Annotated in this window: 12 protein-coding genes; 11 read left to right on the top strand and 1 reads right to left on the bottom strand. The window is 75.0% G+C overall.

Features of this window, described 5'->3' with window-relative positions; translation table 11 throughout:
- The 11 genes from IEZ03_RS36760 to IEZ03_RS36710 form a co-directional block, all read left to right on the top strand.
- Window positions 1-2574, top strand: a 2574-nt coding sequence (locus IEZ03_RS36760) for an acyltransferase domain-containing protein (protein WP_189241278.1), incomplete at its 5' end; no start/stop codon positions are given.
- Window positions 2571-4040: an FAD-dependent monooxygenase gene (locus IEZ03_RS36755; RefSeq protein ID WP_184885474.1), complete on the top strand. Its 1470-nt coding sequence runs from the start codon at window positions 2571-2573 to the stop codon at window positions 4038-4040. The genes IEZ03_RS36760 and IEZ03_RS36755, both read left to right, overlap by 4 nt.
- Window positions 4041-4066: 26 nt before the next feature.
- The gene (locus tag IEZ03_RS36750) at window positions 4067-4933 is read left to right on the top strand and encodes a 3-hydroxyacyl-CoA dehydrogenase family protein (protein ID WP_229808821.1); all 867 of its coding nucleotides are present in this window, start codon (window positions 4067-4069) and stop codon (window positions 4931-4933) included.
- Entirely contained in the window at window positions 4930-5223 is a 294-nt protein-coding gene (locus tag IEZ03_RS36745; protein WP_184885470.1) for an acyl carrier protein, read from the top strand. Before IEZ03_RS36750 ends, IEZ03_RS36745 begins: the two co-directional genes overlap by 4 nt.
- Window positions 5220-6344 carry an acyl-CoA dehydrogenase family protein gene (locus tag IEZ03_RS36740; protein ID WP_229808820.1) on the top strand — a complete coding sequence of 375 codons (1125 nt, stop codon included), beginning with the start codon at window positions 5220-5222 and terminating at the stop codon, window positions 6342-6344. Before IEZ03_RS36745 ends, IEZ03_RS36740 begins: the two co-directional genes overlap by 4 nt.
- A 32-nt stretch (window positions 6345-6376) precedes the next feature.
- Window positions 6377-7504, top strand: coding sequence for an HAD-IIIC family phosphatase (locus IEZ03_RS36735; protein WP_184885468.1), 1128 nt, complete (start codon window positions 6377-6379; stop codon window positions 7502-7504).
- Between the two features lies 1 nt (window position 7505).
- Window positions 7506-8186 (top strand): O-methyltransferase, encoded by a 681-nt coding sequence (locus IEZ03_RS36730; protein ID WP_184885466.1) that lies wholly within the window; start codon window positions 7506-7508, stop codon window positions 8184-8186.
- Between the two features lie 61 nt (window positions 8187-8247).
- Window positions 8248-9276 (top strand): 3-oxoacyl-ACP synthase III family protein, encoded by a 1029-nt coding sequence (locus IEZ03_RS36725; RefSeq protein ID WP_184885464.1) that lies wholly within the window; start codon window positions 8248-8250, stop codon window positions 9274-9276.
- The gene (locus tag IEZ03_RS36720) at window positions 9273-10145 is read left to right on the top strand and encodes a 2-oxo acid dehydrogenase subunit E2 (RefSeq protein WP_184885462.1); all 873 of its coding nucleotides are present in this window, start codon (window positions 9273-9275) and stop codon (window positions 10143-10145) included. The genes IEZ03_RS36725 and IEZ03_RS36720 overlap by 4 nt, the downstream gene beginning before the upstream one ends.
- Window positions 10142-11293, top strand: a complete 1152-nt coding sequence (locus IEZ03_RS36715; protein ID WP_184885460.1) for an alpha/beta hydrolase — start codon at window positions 10142-10144, stop codon at window positions 11291-11293. Before IEZ03_RS36720 ends, IEZ03_RS36715 begins: the two co-directional genes overlap by 4 nt.
- A gap of 47 nt (window positions 11294-11340) precedes the next feature.
- A complete protein-coding gene (locus tag IEZ03_RS36710) occupies window positions 11341-12759 on the top strand; it encodes an FAD-dependent oxidoreductase (protein WP_184885458.1) in 1419 nt (472 codons plus the stop codon).
- Window positions 12760-12842: 83 nt separating this feature from the next.
- Here IEZ03_RS36710 and IEZ03_RS36705 read toward each other — a convergent pair.
- Window positions 12843-21265: type I polyketide synthase (locus IEZ03_RS36705; RefSeq protein WP_189241277.1), on the bottom strand; the 8423-nt coding region annotated here is incomplete at its 5' end.

Raw genomic sequence — 21265 nt, 5'->3', positions numbered from 1 at the left:
CACACCCACATCGCCGCACACAACACCCCCACCTCCACCGTCATCTCCGGCGACACCCAAACCGTCAACGAAATCGTGGACTTCTGGCGGATCTGGGGGGTCAGGACCAGCGTCCTGCGCGTGAGCCGAGCGTTCCACTCCCACCACATCGACGCGATCGCCGAGGAGTTCGGCAAGGCGGCCCGGGAACTGGAGTACCGCCCGCCGCGGATCCCGATCGTGTCCAACGTGACCGGTGAGCTGGGCGAGCCGGAGCTGATGACCTCCCCGGAGTACTGGGTGGACCAGGCCCGTCAGCCGGTCCGGTTCTACGACGGGGTGCGGACCCTGCGGCGCGAGGGGACGGGGATCTTCCTGGAGGTCGGCCCCGACACGGTGCTGGCCCCCTTGGCGCACGGCTGCCTGGAAGAGGAGAACGACACGGGTGCGCGGCCGGCGTTCGCGGCCACGCTGCGCGGCGACCGGGACGAACTGCCGGCGCTGCTCGCCGCGGTGGGGCAGGTGCACGTCGCCGGAGGGACGGTGGACTGGCCCGCCGTCCTGGACGCGGTCGGCGCCCCGCGGCCCGACGGCCCGGTGCCGCTGCCCACGTACGCGTTCCAGGGGCGTCACTACTGGCTGCACCCCGGGGAGCAGCAGGGCACCGGCGAGGACGGCGGCGGGGAGGACGCCGGGTTCTGGGACGCGGTGGAGAGCGGAGACCTGGCGTCGGTGGCGGTCGCTCTCGACCTGGACGATACGCAGCGGCAGGCCATGCGCGACGTCCTGTCCCCGCTGTCCGTGTGGCGGCGGCGGCGCAGATGCCAGTACCGGATCCGGTGGTCGCCCCTGCCGGAAGCGCCGTCCCAGAGCATGTCCGGTACCTGGCTGGTGCCCGTCCCGGCCGCCCTGGCCGACGCGCCCCCGGTGACGGAGGTGCTCGGGATGCTCGACGGAGCGGGCGCGGCCGCACGGGTCGTCCCGGTCGAGGCGGGGGACGGCGAGACCCTCTCCCGCCTCCTGCGCGGGATGTCCCTGGACACCGCGGTCAGCGGCGTGCTGTCCCTCCTGGCCCTGGATCGCGAGATCCAGCCGGGGACGTCGGCGGTCCCGGCCGGGCTGGCACTGACGGTGGCGCTGGTGGGCGCGCTGGATGAGGCCGGGCTGCACGCTCCGCTGTGGATCGCGACCCGCGGCGCGGTCCGGGCGGACGGCTCCGACCCCGGCCCCGACCCGCTCCAGGCCCTGCTGTGGGGCTACGGCCAGGTCGCGGCCGAAGAGCGCACGTCCGGACCGGTCGGGCTGATCGACCTTCCCGAGCACCTGGACGCGGCCGCGCGGGCCCGGCTGGGAGCCGTCCTCGCGGGCGGCGCCGCGGATCAGGCCGCCGTCCGGGGACCGGTCGCGTACGCGTCGCGGCTGGTCCGCACGCCCTCCGGCGGGCAGCCGCCCGAAGGGAGCCCGGTGCCGCCGGGGCCGGTGGTGTTCACCGGCGCCGTCACGGCGCCGGCAGCCCACACCGCTCGATGGCTGGCAGGCGGCGGGACGGAGCGCATGGTCTTCGCCGGCCCCGCCGCCGCCCAGGACCCCGGTACCCGCGACCTGCTGACCGAGCTGAAGGCCCTGGGCGTCCACGCGGAGATCGCCGAACCCGATGCGGAGGCGCGCGGCGGGGACATCGCGGCGGTCGTCCACGTCGCGGACCTCGACGCGGGGAGAGCCGGGCCCGCCGACATCGCGGCGCTGGACCGGGAGATCGCCGCGGTCCAGGACGCCGCGGCCGCGCTGACCGCGTTCGCGGCCACCGCGGAGCCGCCGATGTTCCTGTTCGTCACCTCGGCCGCGGCTGCGCTCGGCGGGGCGGGGCTGGGAGACCAGGCTCCCGCGCACGCCTACCTGGACGCGTTCGCCGCCCGCCTGGAAGAGGGCGGCCACACCGTCGCGTCGATCGCCGTGGGCCCCACCGGCGAACCCGAGCCGTCCGCCGCGCCCGAGACGGCGGTCCCGGCCCTGCGGGAGTGGGGGATGCGGGCGCTGCCCCCGGGCCAGGCGGTCGCGGCGCTGCGGCAGGCGGTGGGCGCCGGCTCCCCGCTGCTCGTCGCCGACATCGACTGGGAGCGCGCCGTGTCCAGCCGGGACGGTGCGCCCCCGCGCCGCCTCTTCCACGAGATCCCCGAGGTCCGGCGCATCGCCGGACCGGACGGCGACGGCGGCGCGGCGGCCGGGCGGGCGGCCGAACTGCGGCGCCGCCTGGCCGGCGTGCCGGAGGCCGAACGGGAGCGGCTGCTGCTGGACCTGGTCCACCGGCGCGCCGCGACCGTCCTGGGATTCGCGTCGGCGGACGAGGTCAAGCCCGACGACAGCCTCCTGGACCTGGGCCTGTCGTCCTTCACCGCACTGGAGCTGAGCACCCGCCTGGCCGAGGCCACCGGCCTGCAGATCTCCCCGGTCGCGGTCTTCGAGAACGCCACCCCGTCGGCGATGGCCCGGTTCCTGAACGGCGAGTTCGCCGCGCAGGACGGGCCCGCCACCGAGTCCGGCGACGCGCCGGACCTTCCCGCGGCGCACGCGTCCCCAACGAACGAGGTGTCATGAGCGATTCCGTTGTCAGCGATTCCGTTGTCATCGTCGGCGCGGGCCCGGTCGGCCTGATGCTCGCTCACGAGCTGGCCCTGGCCGGGGTGCGGGCCGTCGTCATCGAGCGGAGTCCCGAGATCGACGACAGGACGGTCTCGGGACTGATCCACGCCCGCTCCGTCGAGCTGCTGGAGCAGCGGGGCCTGATGGAGCCGCTCCGCCGCGAGCACGGCGAGCCCCTGGTCTGGGACCGGCTCCACTTCGCCAGCTTCTGGCTGGACATGTCGGAGCTGGCGGAGACCGACCACTCCGTCGTCCTCCTGCAGAACCACATCCAGCGGGTCCTCAGCGACCACGCCGCCGCGCGCGGCGTGCGGATCCTGCGCCGGCACGAGCTGATCGGGCTGAGCCAGGACGAGGAAGGCGTCACCGCCCGGGTCCGCTCGCCCCTCGGCGAGGAGGAGATCCGGTGCCGCTACCTGGTCGGCTGCGACGGCGAGGACAGCGCGGTGCGCGAGCTCGCCGGGTTCGCGGTGACCAGGAGCGGGCCGTCCTGGTACGGGCTCCTCGCCGACGTCGGGAGCTACGCGGGGCCGGTCGGCGCGGGGTCCTTCCACGAGGGCGGCATGTTCGGCCAGTTCGGCGACGCGTCCACGATGTTCCGCCTGATGACGATCGAGATCGGGGTCGAGGCGCCGCCTCCGGACCGGCCGGTCACGCTGGATGAGGTCAGGGCGAGCATCGAGCGGATCACCGGCGAGCGGCCCACCGTCGAGGAGCCGCTCTGGCTGCGCCGCCACGGCAACGTCACGATCCTCGCCGACCACTACCGCAACGGCCGGGTCTTCCTGGCCGGGGACGCCGCGCACTTCCAGTTCCATCCCGCCGGGCACGCGGTGACGATCGGGCTGCAGGACGCGGTGAACCTCGGCTGGAAGCTCGCCGCGGACGTGCAGGACCGGGCGCCCGCCGGGCTGCTGGACACCTACGAGGCCGAACGCCGTCCCTACGGGCGCCGCGCCTGCGTGTACGGGCGGGCGCAGATGGCGCTGCTCGACACCGCCGACGGCCCGAGCGCGCTGCGCGAGGTGTTCGGCGAGCTGCTCGACCACGAGGTGGTGAACCGGCACCTCGTCCGCGCCGCCACCGACGCCCGCCACCCGGCGGGCGGGGGCGACGGGCTGCTGGGCCGCCGGGTGCCCCTGGTCCGGCTCGGCACGGCCGGCGGGGAGGTCCCCGTGGCCGACACGCTGCACGCCGCGCGCGGTGTCCTGCTGGACCTGTCCGGGGGCGCGGAGCCGCCGGACGTCACCGGATGGAAGGACAGGGTGGACGTCGTCGCGGCCGAGCCGGCGCCGGAGATCCCGGCGTCGGCGGTCCTCGTGCGCCCCGACGGCCACATCGCCTGGGCGGGGGAGACCGCCGCCGCGGCCGGCGGGCTCCGCCCGGCGCTGGCCGCCTGGTTCGGAGAGCCCGCCGAGTGATGGCCCCGACGAGCTACGGAGAACCGGTGACGCGGGATCAGGAAGTCCGGCCGCTGGCCGTCCTCGGCGCGGGAGTCATGGGCGCGGGCATCACGGCGCTGCTCCTCGGGCACCGGCGGCCCGTCGTGCTCGTCGACACCGACGCGTCCAGGCTCGACCGGGTCCGCGCGGAGGTCTCCCGGCACCTGCGGCTGGCCCGTCTCATGGGCGCGCTGCCGCGGGAGGGCGCGGACGGCGAGCTGGTGACGAGCACCGCCCCCGACGCGATGGCCGGGGCGGCCGCGGTGATCGAGGCCGTCACCGAGGAGACCGCCGCCAAGGCCAAGGCCCTGTCGGACGCGGCGGCGGCGACCGCCCCGGGCACGCCGCTGGTGTCCAACACCTCCTCGATCCCTATCGACGAGCTGGCCCGGGGCATGGGCCGCCCGGAGGACCTGGTCGGCGTCCACTTCATGAACCCGCCCTACCTGATCGCGACGGTGGAGGTCGTCCAGGGGCCGCGCACCGCGCCCGCGGCGATGGCCGCGGTGCGCGGGCTGCTCGCGGACCTCGGCCGCCGGGCCGTGGTGGTCGGCGACGGGCCCGGGTTCGTGACCAGCCGCATCCTGCACCGGATGATCAACGACGCGGCGCGCATCGTGGCGGAGGGCCGGGCGTCCGCCGAGGACGTCGACACCCTCCTGCAGGACTGCCTCGGGCACCGCACCGGCCCGCTGCGCACCGCGGACCTGATCGGGCTGGACAACCTCGTCGACTCGCTGCGGGTGCTGCACGAGCGCACCGGCGACGACGGCTGCCGCCCCTGCGACCTCCTGCTGGACAAGGTGCGCGCCGGCGACCTCGGCCGTAAGAGCGGGCGCGGGTTCTACGACTACCTGGAGGCACGACCGTGACCACGTCGTCCGACCGGGCGGAGAGCCGTGCGGCGGCTCCGCCGGACATCGAGAAGGACCTGCGCACCTTCCTGGAGGTGCGCACCAAGAACCCCATCGGGCCGGACGACGACCTCGCCGCGGCCGGGGTCTCGTCGCTGTTCGTGATGGAACTGGTGACCTACATGGAGAGCACCTACGGCATCGTCATCGCGGGACCGGACCTGATGATGGAGAACTTCCGGACGGTGCGCGCCATGGTGGCGCTGGTGGAGCGGCTGGCGGCCACCGGCCCGGGAGGCCCCGGGTGACCGCTGACACCGCGCTCGGCGGGCCCGGCGCGATGACCTCACGGGTCGCCGAGCTGGTCGGCGACCAGGCGGAGGAGTGGGACCGGCGGGGCCGGCTGCCGCTGGAACTGGTGCGCGAACTCGCCGGCCGGGGAATGCTGTGCGCCCAGGTGCCCGCCCGGTACGGGGGGCCGGGGCTGACGGCCGCGGACGGCGGGGCCTTCACCGCGGGCGTCGGCAGGCTGTGCAGCTCCCTGCGCAGCCTCATGACCTCCCAGGGCATGGCCGCGTGGACCATCGAGAAGCTGGGCGGAGCCGCGCAGCGGGCGGCGCACCTACCCGAGCTGGCGGGCGGCCGGCTCGCCGCCGTGGCGTTCAGCGAACCGGGCGCGGGCAGCGACCTGTCGGCGATCGACACCCGGATCCGGGCCGAGGGCGGCACGGTCGTCGTCGACGGCCGCAAGGTCTGGATCACCGGAGCCGCCTACGCCGACCTGCTGGTGGTGTTCGGCCGGTTCGGGGACGGCTTCGCCGCCGTACTGGTGCCGGCGTCCGCGCCGGGCGTGCGGGTGGAGCGGGTGCCCGACCCGCTCGGCTGCCGCGCCGCCGGACACGCCGACGTGCACCTGGACTCCGTGCGGCTGCCCGCGGACAGCGTGCTGGAGCGCACCGCCGGATCCGCGGAGCTGCTGGTGACGCCGCCGCTGACCTACGGCCGGCTGTCGGTGGCCTGGGGATGCGTCGGGATCCTGCGCGCCTGCCTGGACGAGGCGACCGGCCACGCCCGCTCCCGCGTCCAGTTCGGCCGGCCGATCGCCGACCACCAGCTCGTCGCCGGGCACCTCGCCGAGATCCTCGTCGGGGAGCAGGTCGCCACGCGGACCTGCGAGCACGCCAGCCGGTGCTGGGACGCGGGCCTTCCCGAGACGGCCACCGCGGCGGTGCTGGCCAAGCACGTCGGCGCCGTCAACGCCGTCCGGGGCGCGTCCGCCGCGGTGCAGGTCCTGGGCTCGGCGGGGGCGCGGGACGGGCGGGCCGCGGCGCGCGCGTACCGGGACGCCAAGCTCATGGAGATCATCGAGGGCAGCAGCGAGATCTGCCGGCTGATCCTGGCGCGGCACGCGCTGACCGCGCCGGCATGACGAGCGCGACGACCACCGAGAGGAAGGCGACCATGGAGGCCCGAAGCGTGCGCGACGACCCGCCGGCCGGCCCGCCCGAGGACCCGCCGGCGACGGTCAAGTGCCTGGTGTGGGACCTGGACGACACGCTGTGGTCCGGCATCCTGCTGGAGGACGGGGAGGTGCGGCTCGGCGACGCCGTCCGCGAGGTCATCGCAGAACTCGACTCCCGCGGCATCCTGCAGTCGGTGGCCAGCAAGAACGACCCCGACCTGGCCTGGCGGCGCCTGGAGCGGCTCGGCGTCGCGGAGTACTTCGTGCACGCCCGGATCGGCTGGGGCCCCAAGTCGGACGCGGTGCGGGACATCGCCGAGCGGCTGAACTTCGCCGAGCACACCATCGCGTTCATCGACGACCAGCCCGCGGAGCGCGCGGAGGTCGCGTTCCACCTGCCGCGGGTGCGCTGCTACCCCGCCGAGCGGGCGGCCGAGCTGCCCGCCCTGCCCGAGTTCAGCCCCCCGGTCGTGACGGTCGACGCCCGGCGCCGCCGCGAGATGTACCAGGCCGGGCTGGCCCGCGACGCGGACCGCGCCGGGTTCACCGGGCCCGACGAGGACTTCCTGCGGTCCCTGGACATGGTGCTGGAGGTCGCGCGGGCGGACGGGGAGCGCCTCACCCGGGTCGAGGAGCTGACGCTGCGCACCAGCCAGATGAACGCCACGGGCGTGCACTACTCCGACGCCGCGCTGCGCGGCCTGCTCGCCGATCCGGGCCACGAGGTCCTGGTGGCGACGCTGACCGACCGGTTCGGCCCGCACGGCGCGGTCGGCGTCCTGCTGCTGGAGCGGCACCCGCCGGTGTGGAACGTGAAACTGCTCGCCACCTCGTGCCGCGTGGTGTCGTTCGGGGTCGGATCGGTGATCCTGCGCTGGCTGATCGGGCAGGCGGCCGAAGCCGGCGTCCATCTGCTCGCCGATTTCCGCCCCACCGAGCGCAACCGCATCATGGAGGTCACCTACCGGTTCGCCGGTTTCGGCGACGCCCCCTGCCGGTGCCGGGACGGCCTCGCCGAGCCCGCCGGGGACGAGGGCACCGTCAGGCTCCACCTGGAGCCCGCGCCGCAGCAGGAGCCCACCACCATGCGGCTCATCGCGCCCGGCCTTTGCGGAACCGTGATCTGACATGGCCGGGTACCTGGAGGTGACCCCTGAACTGCTGGACTACGCCAGGGGCGTCTCGCTGGACGACGACGAGGTCCTGCGCGACCTGCGCCGGGTGACCGCGGGCATGCTCGGCGGGACGACGATGCAGGTCGTCCCGGAAGGGGCGCAGCTGCTGGCGATGCTGGTCCGGCTGACCGGCGCCCGGCTCGTGCTGGACATCGGGACGTTCACCGGCTACAGCGCCCTGTGCATGGCGCGCGCCCTCCCGCCCGGCGGCCGCCTCGTCACCTGCGACATCAGCGACCGGTGGAGCGCGGTCGCGGCCGAGCACTGGGCGCGGGCCGGGGTCGCCGGGAAGATCGACTTCCGGCTCGGCGACGCCGCCGCCACGCTGGCCGGCCCGCCGGACGGCATCGGCGCCGGCTCGGTCGACCTGGTGTTCGTCGACGCCGACAAGGCCGGCTACCCGCGCTACTTCGAGGCGGCCCTGCCGCTGGTCCGCCCCGGCGGCCTGCTCGTGTTCGACAACACGCTGTTCTTCGGCCGTGTCCTGGACCCGGACCCGGCGGACGCCGACACCCGGGCCGTCCGGGAGCTCAACGCGCTGCTGCACCGGGACGAGCGCGTCGAGGTGTGCCTGCTCCCGATGGCGGACGGCATCACCCTCGCCCGGAAGGCGGAGCACGGAAGCACGGCATAAGCGGGGCTTTAGCGCGGGTGCCGATCATGGGAGCGGCGCCGCCACGAGGGAAGGGACAGCCATGTACCGCTCGGATATCGGCATCGTGTCGGCGGGCACGGGACTCCCGGGAGAGGCGATCGGAACGGCCGCGCTGGCGGAGCGGTTCGGCTTCGGGACGCCCTGGGAGCACTGGGTCAACACGTTCATCGGGACGACCAGCCGCCACCTCGCCATCGACCTGGAGACCGGGGAGGCCCGCGCGACGCTGGCGGACCTGGGGGAGGAGGCCGGGCGGAAGGCGCTGGAGTCCGCAGGCCTCGAACCGGGCGACATCGACCTGGTGGTCATGGGCACCGCCACCCCGGACCTGCTGATGCCGGCGACCGTCAACCAGATCGCCGACCGGCTCGGCATCGACGGCGTCCCCAGCTTCCAGCTCCAGTCGGGCTGCTCCGGCGCCGTGCAGGCGATGCACGTGGCGAGCCAGCTCCTGTCCACCGGCCAGTACCGCACGGCCCTGGTGCTCGGCGGGGACGTGTGCGCCAAGCACGTCGTGCCCGACGCCGACTTCAGCAGGCTCCCCCCGGCCGAGCTGGTGAACCTGGTGCTCTTCGGCGACGGCGCCGGCGCCGTCGTGCTCCGCCGGGAACCGGACCCCGGCGCGGCCCTGCTGCGCGGCCTGTTCACCCGCCTGGTCGGGCTGGGCCGTGAACCGGGCCAGACGCTCGCCTGGTACGGCGCGAACCGCACGTTCGACCGGCCGGCCGCCACCGAGGACTACAAGGCGATCGAGGAGCGCGTCCCGGTCATGGCCGTCGAGGTGCTCAAGGAGCTGCTCGAGAACCTGGACTGGAGCGAGGCCGACCTGGGCTACCTGCTGCCGCCGCAGCTGTCCGGCCGCATGAGCACCCTGATCGGGGAGCGCCTGGCGGTCCCGCACGCGCGGCAGATCACCCGCGTCCACGAGATCGGGAACTGCGGCAACGGCCTGGTGTTCTTCCAGCTCGAACGCGCCCTGGAGGCGATGGGCGCCGGCGACCGGGCGGTGGGCGTCGCGATCGAGTCCAGCAAGTGGATCAAGAGCGGGTTCGCGCTGGAGCGGACGTGACCGCCCGGCGGCCCGGCGCGGACGGCGCCCCGGCCGGCGACCCGCCAGGCGACCGGGCGGTGAGCGTGCCCGTCCCGGCCGAACGCCGGCACACGCTGACCTTCCTGTCCTGGGCCAGGGGGGCCGCGCCGGTCTTCCTCGACACCGAGGTGGACATGAGCGCCGTCGTGGCGCACCGCCGCGCCGCCGAGCGGGCGGGGCGCCGCTGCTCGACGGTCGCCTGCGTCCTGCACGCCGCGGGCCGGGTCCTGGCCCGCCACCCGGACGCCAACGCGGCGATCAGGGGCCGCGGCCGGCCGAGGATCGCGCGTTACCCCACGGTCAACGCCAAGGTCGCGCTGGACAAGCGGCTGAACGGGCAGCGGGTCGTCCTCGCCGCGCTCCTCACCGGGGTGCACCGGTCGAGCCTGGAGCAGATCCAGGACGAGCTGGAGTACTGGCGCCGCGGCGACCCCGACCGCATGCCCGAGTTCGCGGGGCTGCGCAAGATGCAGCGCATGCCGTGGCCGCTGCGGTCCTGGGCGAACAGCTCCGCCGTGTCCAGCCTCCGGCGCCGCCCCCGCACGATGGGCACCTTCGCCCTCACGTCGCTGGCGCACCGTCCCGTCAACGGCTTCCACTCCTTCGGCGGAACGACCATCACGCTGGGCGTCGGGCAGACGACCGAGCGGCCGGTGGTCCGGGACGGGGTGCTCGGCTCGGCGCCCGTGATGCAGCTCAACCTGGCGTTCGACCACCGGGTCATCGACGGGGCGCACGCGGCCGACGTCCTCACCGAGATCAAGGAGGCGCTGGAGGGCTTCACCGATCCCGCGGACGGCGGCGCCGCCGCCCGGGAACGCCCGCTCCCCGGGAAGGGGGCGCGATGAACGACGTCGGCGAGCTCAAGCGGTACATCATCGCGCACGCCCGCGCCCAGAGCATCCCGCCCGAGCGGCTCCGGGAACTGCTGGGCCGCATCCGCAACGACGACGGCGACGCCCCGGGCTCGTGGGTGCGCGCCTGGGTGGCCGAAGGCGACCTGGAGTACCGCCAGGGCCGCCTCTACGACGCCTGCCGGTACTACATGCTGGCCCGGTTCCCCTACCCGGACGGCCCCGCCCGGCAGGAGGCTCAGCGCAGGTGCGTGGAGGTGTTCGACCGCTTCCGCCGGGACGACACCGGCATCCAGCGCCTCGACGTCGCGGCCGGCGACGGCCTGGTGCGCTGCTACGCGACCGGCCTGTCCCGCGAGCGCCGCCCGCCCCTGCTGATCCTCATGGGCGGCATCGTCAGCATCAAGGAGCAGTGGGCGTACACGCTGCTGAACCTCCGGCGGACGGGGCTGGCCGCCGTCGTCGCCGAACTGCCGGGCATCGGGGAGAACACGCTGCCCTACACCCCGGACGGCCACCGGATGCTGACGGCGATCATGGACGCGGTCGGCGACCGTGCCGACGCCGCCCGCAGTTACGCGATCATGCCGAGTTTCGCCGGCCACCTGGCGCTGCGCTGCGCCGTGGACGACCGCCGGATCCGCGGGGTCGTGTCCGCCGGCGCGCCGGTCAACCGCTTCTTCACCGACGGCGCGTGGCAGCGCGGGCTTCCCCGCGTCACCGTCGACACGCTCGCCCACCTGATGGGCACCGAACCCGCCCGGCTCCACGGGGAACTCCCGGCGTGGGCGCTCACGGCTGAACACCTCACCGGGCTCGACATCCCGGTGCACTACATGGCCGCGCGCCGGGACGAGATCATCCCGCGCGGCGACCTGCGGTTCCTGAGGGACCATGTGCGCCGCCTGCACCTCGTCGAGAACGACGACGTGCACGGATCCCCGGCGCACCATGTGGACGCCCGCATATGGACGGCCCGATCCATCATGCGGATGCGGGGCGCCTACACCCCGCAGCGGGCCGCGCTGAGCGCGGCCTGGTTCGGGCGCCGCGCGTGGCGCAGACTGGCCGGCCGCACGGGCGCGCCGGACCTGCCGCTCCGGGACGCCGGCCCCCCGCCCCTCCGCACGCCGGAGTCCTAGACGGCGCCCCCGGACGGCCGCCCGCACGGAAAGGAACCCTTCTGCCGATGACCGGTTCGACGCATGCCGTGGTCGTGGGCGGCGGCCTGGCGGGAATGCTGGCGGCCGCCGTCCTCGCACGCCACCTCGACGCCGTCACCATCGTGGAACGAGACCGGCTCCCCGGCGGGCCGGAGCTGCGCAAGGGGCTGCCCCAGGCGCGGCACGCCCACATCCTGTGGTCCGGCGGCGCGCGGGCGATGGACTCGGTCCTGCCCGAGACGACCGCCCGGCTGCTCGCCGCGGGCGCGCACCACGTGGGCGTTCCGCAGCAGATGGTCACCCTCACCGCGCTGGGCTGGCAGCACCGCTTCCCCGCGACGGAGTACATCATCGGCGCGAGCCGCGCCCTGATCGACTGGGTGATCCGGGACCAGGCCCTCGCCGAGCCGGGGGTCGCGCTGCTCGACGACACCGAGGTCGTGGAGGTGTGCGGCGGGCCCCGCCGGGTGACCGGCGTGCGGGTGCGGCGCCGGGACGACGGCTCGACCGCCCTGCTCGACGCCGACCTGGTGGTGGACGCCACCGGCCGCGGGTCGCGGCTGAAGTCCTGGACGACCGGGACGGGCGCCGTCCCCGCCGTGGAGGAGGAGATCGTCGACACCGGGCTCGGCTACGCCACCCGCCTCTACCGGGCCCCCGAGGGCGCGGTGGACTTCCCGATCGTCGCGCTCTACGCCGACTACCGGCGCCCGGTGCCCGGCCGCAACGGGCTGCTGCTGCCGATCGAGGACGGCCGGTGGATCGTCACGCTGTCCGGGACCCGCGGCGCGAGCCCGGCCACCGACGAGGGCGAGTTCGACGCGTTCGTCCGCAGCCTGCGCCACCCGATCATCGCCGAGCTCCTCGCCCTGGCGGAGCCGGTCTCCCCGGTGTACCGCACCCGCTCCACGGCCAACCGGCGCACGCACTACGAGCGGGCCGCCTCCTGGCCCGAGGGCCTCGTCGTGCTCGGCGACGCGCTGGCCTCGTTCAACCCGGTGTACGGCCACGGCATGTGCGCGGCGGCGCACTGCGCCGCGGCGCTGGACGCCGCCCTGCGCCCCGGCGGGCTCGGCCCGGGCCTGGCCTGGTCCGCCCAGCGGGCGATGTGCGCGATCGTCGATGACCCGTGGATCCTGGCGACCAGCCAGGACATCTACTATCCGGACTGCTACGCGACCACCACCGACCCCCGGTTGACCCATGAGGCGGCGATGCGCCGCCAGTTCGCGGAGCTGGTGACGGGCATCGCGCTGCGGGAGCCGGTGGTGAACGCCGCGCTGTCCGCGGTGACCGCCACGTCGGCGCCGGCCACGCGGTTCGAGGACGCGGAGATCGTGTCCGCGATCAGGCGGGGCCCGCGGCTGCCGGTGCTGGAGGATCCGCCGCTGACCGCCGAGGAGCTGTCGGCGGTCGGCTACGAGCCCGGCAGGGCGCTCAGGTAGCCGGAGCGTCCGGCACAAGGAACCGAGCAGCGAAACGGCCGGGCGGCCGGGGGATTCCCCCGGCCGCCCGGCCATTTGCCCGTTCAGGAGCTCCGGCCCAGTTCCTGGTCGATGAAGCTGAAGATCTCGTCGGTGGTGGCCGACTCGATCCGGCTGGTCACCGCGGCCGGGTCCGCGCCCTTCCGCAGGTCGTTCCAGCGGGACAGCAGTGCCTGCAGCCGCGTGGTGACCTTGGTCCCGGCGCCGTCCTCCGCGGCGATCGCCTCAAGGGCGGTCTCGACCTTGTCGAGCTGCTGGAGCAGCAGCTGCGCCGGGGAAACGGCCGCTGGTGCGATCTGGGCCCGCAGGTGCCGGGCCAGCTCGCCGGGCGTGGGGTAGTCGAAGATGAGCGTGGCCGGCAGGCGCTGCCCGGTGGCGGTGGCCAGGCGGTTGCGCAGCTCGATCGCGGTGAGGGAGTCGAAGCCCAGCTCGCTGAACGGGCGGGTGGTGTCGACTCCGTCGGGCGTGGCGTGGGCCAGGACGGCGGCGATGCTGCCGCGGACGAGGCCGGTCAGGTGCTCGTGCTGCTCGTCGGGGGTGAGGCCGGCCAGCTCGTCGGCGAGCCGGGCCGCGTTGGTGCCGGCCGCCGCCGAGGGCCGGACGGTGCCGCCCGGGACCAGCGCCCGGAACAGCGGCGGGGGCGGGGCGACCAGGTTGGCGACGTTGATCGGCGTGGCCAGCAGGTGGGGGCGCGGGGACGCCAGCGCGGCGTCGAACAGCTCCAGGCCCTGCTCGTTGGTGATCGGAACCATGCCGCTGCGGGCCACGCGGTTGCGGTCGGTGTCGGTGAGGTGGGCGGTCATGCCGGTGACCTCCTCCCAGTAGCCCCAGCCGATGGAGTGGGCCGGCAGCCCCTCGGCCCTCCGGTGCGCCGCCAGGGCGTCCAGGAAGACGTTGGCCGCGGCGTAACCGGCCGCGCCGGGCGGTCCGAAGGTCGCGGCGGCGGAGGAGAACAGCACGAAGGCCCTTAGCGGGTGGTTGCGGGTCTGCCGGTGCAGGTTCCAGGCGGCGTCCACCTTGGGGGCCATGACCGTGTCGATCCGGTCGGGGGTGAGGGCGGTCACGATCCCGTCGTCGATGACCCCGGCCGCGTGGACGACCGCGGTCAGCGGGTGCTCGTCGGGGACGGCCGCCAGGAGGTCGGCGAGCATGCGGGGGTCGGCGGTGTCGCAGGCGGCGACGGTCACCTCGGCGCCCAGCTCTTCGAGCCGGCGCCGCAGCTCCTGCGCCTCGGGGGCCCGGAGGCCGCTGCGGCTGGCGACGATGAGGTGCGTGACGCCGTGGCCCGTGACGAGGTGCTCGGTGATCAGCCGCCCGATGGTCCCGGTGCCGCCGGTCACCAGGACGGTGCCGTCCGGGTCGAGGGCGGCGGGCGCGGTGCCGGGGACGCCGCCGGTCTCCGTTCCGCCGGAGGCGGGCAGGCGGGCGATGCGCGGAGCGTGCACGGTGGTGCCGCGGATGGCGAGCTGCGGCTCGCGGTGCTCCAGCGCGGCGCCGATCGCGGAGCCGAGGACCTGGAATCCGGCGGCGCGGCCGTCGAGGTCGATGATCGTGATCCGGTCTGGGTGCTCGGTCTGGACGCTGCGGACCAGCCCCCACAGCGTCGACTGGGCCAGATCCACCGTCTCCAGCCCGCCGGCCGTGGTGCTGCGGGTGGTCAGCAGCACCAGGTGGCTCTGGGTGAAGCGGTCGTCGGTCAGGTACTGCTGGACGAGCCGCAGGACGCGCTTGGTGGTGGCGTGGGCACGGCCGGCCACCTCCTCGTCATCGCCGCCGCCGTCGCCGGGACAGGGGACGAGGACGATCTGCGGCGGGGCGGTGCCGTTCGCGCTCGCGCCGAGTTCGGCGAGGTCGGCGAACGCGCGGGTCGGTGTGGTGAGTGCGGCCTGCAGCGCCTGCGCCAGCTCGGGGTCGTGCTCGGTGAGGACGGCGTAGGGGCCGTCCGGTCCGGGTGGGGGGTCCGATGCCAAGGCCGGCCAGTCCAGGCTGAACAGCTGGTCGCGCGGGGCGGCCCCGGAACCCGCGGACAGGTCGCTGGTGAACGGGCGCAGATTGAGGGTGTCGATGGTTGCGACGAGCCGCCCACTGGGGTCGGCCGCGGTGATGGCGATGCTGCCATTGCCGTTGTCTCCGCTCCTGGAGGTGATGGCGACCCGCAGGGCGGTTGCGTCGGCGGCGTGCACGGTGACGCCGTTCCAGGTGAACGGCAGGTAGGGGTGCCCGTCCTGGTCGTGGGTGGTGCTGTCGGCGGCCAGCGCGGTGGGGTGCATGGCGGCGTCCAGCAGCGCCGGATGCAGGGTGTAGCCGGTCGCGGCGTCGGGGTCGGGGAGCTCGATCTCGGCGAACATGCCGTCCGGGCTGCTCCAGGCTCTGCGCACCCCCTGGAACAGCGGCCCGTAGTTGAGGTCGCGCTCGTCGAACCGCCGGTACAGGTCCTCGACCGGGACCGGCCGTCCACCGGGCGGGGGCCAGGCGGTCATGTCCGGGGTCTCGGGCCGCGCTCCGGAGGGGGCGAGGACGCCGGTGGCGTGGCACGTCCAGGCGCGCTCGCCGGTGAGGTCGGGTCCGCCGTCGGGGCGGGAGTGGATGGCCAGCGGACGGGCGCCGTCGTCGCCGGGGGCCTCCACGGTGACCTGGATCCGGGCGGGGGACGCGGGGTCCAGGACGAGGGGGGTGTGGAGCGCGAGTTCCTGGATGTGGGGGGTGCCGGTGTGGTCGCCGGCGTGGACGGCCAGCTCCAGGTAGGCGGTCCCGGGCAGGACGGGGGTGCGGGCGATGGCGTGGTCGGCCAGCCACGGGTGGGCGTCGAGCGAGAGCCGCCCGGTGAACACGGTGGTCTGCTCGTCGGCGAGGGTCACGCAGGCGCCGAGCAGGGGATGGCCGCCCGTCTCCAGGCCCGCGGCCGTGACGTCGGCCGCTCCGGCGGGGGCGCGCAGCCAGAACGGCCGCCGCTGGAAGGCGTAGGTCGGCAGCGCCGGCGGCGGGGCGGGCGGTGCGGTGCCCAGCGCCCGCAGCACCCGCGGCCAGTCGACCCGGACGCCCCGCGCGTGCAGCTCGGCGAGGTTGATCAGCAGGCGCCGCCAGCCGCCGTCGGAGCGCTGGACGGTCCCGGTCACGACCGCCGGGACGCCGGAGCCGGGCCTGGGCACGACGTCGAGCGTCTGCTGGATCCCGATGGTGAGCACCGGGTGCGGGCTGACCTCGATGAAGGTGCCGTGACCGTCCTCCAGCAGGGCGGTGGTGGCGTCCTCGAACCGGACGGGGCGGCGGATGTTGTCGAACCAGTACCCGCTGTCGAGGTCCGTGCCGTCCACGATCCCGCCGGTGACGGTGGAGTAGAACGGGACGCCGGCCGGCCGCGGGTCGACGCCGGCGACGGCCGCGCGGAGCTCGTCGCCGATGGTGTCGATGTGCGCGGAATGGGAGGCGTAGTCGACGTCGACCGGGGCGGCGTTGATCTGGTTCTCCCGGCAGAAGGCCAGGAACTCCTCGACGGCGCCCGCGGCGCCGGCGACGACGGTCGCGCGGGGGCCGTTGACCGCGGCGATGACCAGGTCGTCGCCCCAGCGGCGCAGATGCTCGCCGGTCGTCTCCGCCGGCAGCGACACCGTCGCCATCGCCCCGGTGCCCGCCAGCGCCGTCAGGGCACGGCTCCGCAGCGCCACGATCCCGGCGGCCTCGTCGAGGCTCAGCGCCCCGGCCACGTACGCCGCCGCCACCTCGCCGCGGGAATGCCCCACGACGGCGTCGGGCACCACGCCCAGCGACCGCCACAGCTCGGCCAGGGCGACCATGACGGCGAACAGCACCGGCTGGACGACGTCGACGCGCCCCAGCGGCGGGCTGCCGGGGGCGCCGGTCAGCACGTCGGTCACCGACCAGTCGATGTGCGGGGAGAGCGCCTGGTCGCACGCCAGGATCCGGTCCCGGAACACGTCCGACTCCCGAAGCAGCTCGGCGCCCATCCCGGCCCACTGGGAGCCCTCGCCGGGGAACACGAACACCGTCTTGCCGGTGTGCCCGGCCCGGCCCTGGACCACGTGCATGGACGGCTGCCGCTCGGCGACCGCCCGCAACCCGGCCTCGAACTCGTCGCGGGTGCCGATCACGACGGCGCGGTGTTCCAGGTGCGCGCGTGTCGTGGCCAGCGCCCAGGCGACGTCGGCGGGCTCCGGCTCCGGCCCCTCCCGGAGATGTCCGGCCAGCCGCGCCGCCTGCGCTGCGAGCGCGGCCTCGCTCTTACCGGAGACCGTCCAGGGGACGACCGGCTCGGGGACGGGCCGCTCGGCGAGGCCGTCACCGGCCTCGTCCCGTGCGGGTCCGCCGGCGGGCGCCGGGGCCGGCTCGGGTGCGTGCTCGATGATGGTGTGGGCGTTGGTCCCGCTCATCCCGAAGGACGAGATCGCGGCGCGCCGCGGCCGCTCGGTCTCGGGCCAGGCCACCGGTTCGGTGAGCACCCGCACCGCTCCGGCGGACCAGTCGACGTGCGGTGTCGGCTCGTCGACGTGCAGGGTGCGCGGCAGGACGCCGTGCCGCATGGCCTGGACCATCTTGATGACTCCGGCGACGCCCGCGGCGGCCTGGGTGTGCCCGATGTTCGACTTGACCGACCCCAGCCACAGCGGCCGGTCGTCGGGGCGACCCTGCCCGTAGGCGGCGATGAGCGCCTGGGCCTCGATGGGGTCGCCGAGCGCCGTGCCGGTGCCGTGCGCCTCGACCGCGTCGACCTCGTCCGGATCCAGGCCCGCGGTGGCGAGCGCCTGGTCGATGACCCGCTGCTGGGCGGGGCCGTTGGGGGCGGTGAGGCCGTTGCTGGCGCCGTCCTGGTTGACGGCCGATCCGCGCACCACCGCGAGGACGGGGTGGCCGTTGCGGCGCGCGTCCGACAGCCGTTCGACCAGCAGCAGCCCGACGCCCTCCGCCCATCCGGTGCCGTCGGCCGCCGCGGCGAACGCCTTGGCGCGGCCGTCGGGGGCGAGCACGCGCTGCCGGGAGAACACCACGAACGCGCCGGGGCTGGACATGACGCTCGCCCCACCGGCCAGGGCCATGTCGCACTCTCCCTGCCGGAGCGCTTGGCAGGCGAGGTGGAGGGCGACCAGGGAGGAGGAGCAGGCGGTGTCGATGGTGACCGCGGGCCCTTCCAGACCGAAGGTGTAGGCGATCCGGCCCGAGGCCACGCTCCCGGACGTCCCGGGGCCGAGATGGCCCTCGGACTCGCTGGACAGATGCGGGAGCCCCGAACCGTAGTCCTGCGAGGAGATGCCGGTGAAGATGCCGGTTCGGGTGCCGTGGAGGGCGGTGGGGTCGATACCTGCGTTCTCGATGGTCTCCCAGGCGGTTTCGAGGAGGAGGCGCTGCTGGGGGTCGGTGGCTTGGGCTTCGCGGGGGCTGATGTTGAAGAAGTCGGCGTCGAAGTGGTCGGCGTCGTAGATGAAGCCGCCCTCGCGGGCGTAGGTGGTGCCGGGGTGGTCGGGGTCGGGGTGGTAGAGGTCGGCGACCGGCCAGCCCCGGTTCGAGGGGAACTCGCCGATGGCGTCGACACCGCCGGCGACCAGGTCCCACAGCTGCTGCGGGGTCCGGATGCCGTCGGGGTAGCGGCACCCCATGCCGATGATGGCGATCGGCTCGTCCGCGCTGACGGACGTGGCCGCGGTCCTCGGGGACGTCTTCGAGCCGAGCACGACGTCCCTGAGGTGGCGGGCGAGCGCATCGGGGGTGGGGTAGTCGAAGACGAGTGTGGCGGGCAGCCGCCGGCCGGTGGTCAGGCCGAGCCGGTTCCGCAGCTCCACCGACATCGCCGAGTCGAAGCCCAGTTCGTTGAAGGGGCGGTCGGTGTCGACGCTGTCCGGTGTCGCGTGCGCCAGCACGGTCGCGATGCTGCCGCGCAGGAGCGAGAGCATGTGCCGGTGCTGCTCGTCGGGACCGAGCGTGGACAGGTGCTCGGCCAAGGCGTTGGCGTGAGCGGCCGTGCCCCCGGCGGTGGGCCGGGCGGCCGTGCTCGGAACGAGCCCCCTGAACAGCGCGGGCGGCGGCGCGGGCAGCGCGCCCACCCGGATGGGAACGGCGAGGACGCGGGGACGCGCCGTCGCAAGGGCGGCGTCGAACAGCCGGAGTGCCCGCTCCGCCGTCAGCGCGCCGATCTCACCGGATTCCGGATGCCACGGACCCCACCCGATCGTTCGGGCGGGCAGGCCCGCGGCCTGCCGGCGGCCGGCGAGGGCGTCGAGGAAGTGGTCGGCGGCGGCGTCCGCGCCCTGACCGGGGGAGCCGAGCACGGAGGCGGCCGAGGAGAACAGGATGAAGGCGGTCAGGGGCAGGTCGCGGGTCTGGTGGTGCAGGTTCCAGGCGGCGTCCGCCTTGGGAGCGAGCAGGGCGCCCGCCTCCTCGGCGGTGCCGCCGGCCGCGTGGACGACGCCCGTGAGGGGATGCGCCTCGGGGACGGCCGCGAGGAGTTCGGCGAGCCGGACGGGGTCGGCGGTGTCGCAGCCGGTCATCGTGACGTGGGCGCCCAGTTCCTCCAGGCGGTGCCGCAGCTCCTCGGCATCGGGGGCGCCCGGCTCGGGGACGGCCAGGATCAGGCGGGTGACGCCGTGCCCCGCGACGAGGTGTTCGGCGACCAGCGCGCCGAGGGTTTCGGTGCCTCCGGTGACCAGCACCGTGCCGCCGGGAGCGAAGGCCGGCTGCTCGGCTGCGGCTCCGTCCTCGGGCGCGGTGCTGGTCGTCCGGGTCAGCCGTGCGGCGTGGACGTCGCCGCCGCGGACGGCGAGGCGGGGCTCGTCCTGGTCCAGCGCGGCGCCGATCGCGGCGGGAAGCCCCTGGATGCTCGCGGGCTGCCGGTCGATGTCGATGAGCGTGAGGCGGCCGGGATGTTCGGCCTGGACGGTCCGGCCCAGTCCCCACACGGCGCTCGCGGCGAGGTCCACCGCGTCCGGTTCCGCGACCGCGGTGGCGTCGGTGGTCAGCAGCACCAGGTGGCTGCCGGCGAAGCGGTCGTCGGACAGGTATCGCCGAAGCACCTCCAGCGCGTCCCGCGAGGCCGAGTGAGCGCGTGCGAGCACCTCCGCACCGTCCTCGCGGCCGTCCGCGGGCCACGGGATGACGATGACCGGTGGAGGGCCGTCTTCGCCCGGCTCGTCGAGGTCGCCATAGCCGAGCGCGGCGCGCAGCTCATCGGCGAACCCGGGATCGCGTTCGCCGAGGACCGCGACGGCGGCGCCAGTGCCCGTCTCGGCCGGCGACAGAAGCGGCCAGGACAGCGCGTACAGGTGATCGCGGCGCACGGGCACGGTCGCAGGGGCGCCGGCAACGGGACGCAGGGTGAGCGTGCCGATGCTGGCGACCGGCTCGCCGGCCGGGTCGGCGGCGGTGAGGGCCAGGCCGGTGGCCTGGTCCCCGGTGCCGCCGGTGGGGGTGATGGCGACGCGGAGCGCCGTCGCCCGCGCGGCGTGGAAGGTGACGTCCTCCCAGGCGAAGGGGAGGTGGGCCTGGTCGCCGGGACCGTCCGCGGCAAGGGCGGCGGCGTGGAGGGCGGCGTCGAGGAGTGCGGGGTGGAGGGTGTAGCCGGTGGCGGCGTCGGGGTCGGGGAGCCGGATCTCGGCGTAGACGGCGTCCGGCGTGCGCCAGGCCGCCCGGACGCCCTGGAAAAGCGGGCCGTAGGCGAAACCGCGTTCGCCGAACTGCCGGTAGAGGTCGTCGGTCGCCACGGAGCGGGCGCCGGGCGGCGGCCAGACGCCGAGGTCCGGCGCCTCGGAAACGGCCGGTGAGCTGGGGGTCAGCGCGCCGGTGGCGTGGCAGGTCCAGGGCTGCTCGTCGTCGCCGTCGTCCGGGCGGGAGTGGATGGTCAGGGCGCGATGACCGTCCCCATCGGACGCGTGCACGGTGACCTGGACGAGCGCGGGCGCGTCCCGATCGAGGGTGAGGGGGGAGTGGAGGGTGAGTTCGTGGAGGTGGGGTGTGCCGGTGTGGTCGCCTGCGTGGATGGCGAGTTCGAGGTAGGCGGTGCCGGGGAGGACGGGTGTGTTGTTGATGGCGTGGTCGGCGAGCCAGGGGTGGGTGTCCAGGGACAGGCGTCCGGTGAACACGGTGGTCTGCTCGTCGGCGAGTGTCACGCAGGCGCCGAGCAGCGGGTGCTCGGCGTCCTTCAATCCGGCTGCGGCCACGTTGGCGGCACCGGCCTGGGCGCGCAGCCAGTACCGCTGCCTCTGGAAGGCGTAGGTGGGCAGCGCGAGCGGGGACGCGGGCCGTGGGACGCCGATGGCTTCGAGGATGCGGGTCCAGTCGGTGGTGAAGCCTTGGGTGTGGAGGGTGGCGAGGTTGGTGAGGAGTCGGGTCCAGGTGGGGTGGTCGCGGTGGAGTGTGCCGATGGCGACCGCGGTGGTGGTGTCGAGGGTGTCGAGGGTGTGTTGGATGGGTGTGGTGAGGGTGGGGTGGGGGCTGGTTTCGATGTAGGTGGTGTGGCCGTGGG

The organism is Actinomadura livida, from assembly GCF_014648675.1.
GTDB classification, from domain to species: domain Bacteria; phylum Actinomycetota; class Actinomycetes; order Streptosporangiales; family Streptosporangiaceae; genus Spirillospora; species Spirillospora livida.
This window is presented reverse-complemented; position numbering and strand designations above follow the sequence as displayed.

What these genes read in the sequence shown, in the direction of transcription:
- IEZ03_RS36755 (WP_184885474.1), top strand. Translation starts at nt 2,571, where the DNA reads ATGAGCGATTCCGTTGTCAGCGATTCCGTTGTCATCGTCGGCGCGGGC.
- IEZ03_RS36735 (WP_184885468.1), top strand. Translation starts at nt 6,377, where the DNA reads ATGGAGGCCCGAAGCGTGCGCGACGACCCGCCGGCCGGCCCGCCCGAG.
- IEZ03_RS36730 (WP_184885466.1), top strand. Translation starts at nt 7,506, where the DNA reads ATGGCCGGGTACCTGGAGGTGACCCCTGAACTGCTGGACTACGCCAGG.
- IEZ03_RS36725 (WP_184885464.1), top strand. Translation starts at nt 8,248, where the DNA reads ATGTACCGCTCGGATATCGGCATCGTGTCGGCGGGCACGGGACTCCCG.
- IEZ03_RS36715 (WP_184885460.1), top strand. Translation starts at nt 10,142, where the DNA reads ATGAACGACGTCGGCGAGCTCAAGCGGTACATCATCGCGCACGCCCGC.
- IEZ03_RS36710 (WP_184885458.1), top strand. Translation starts at nt 11,341, where the DNA reads ATGACCGGTTCGACGCATGCCGTGGTCGTGGGCGGCGGCCTGGCGGGA.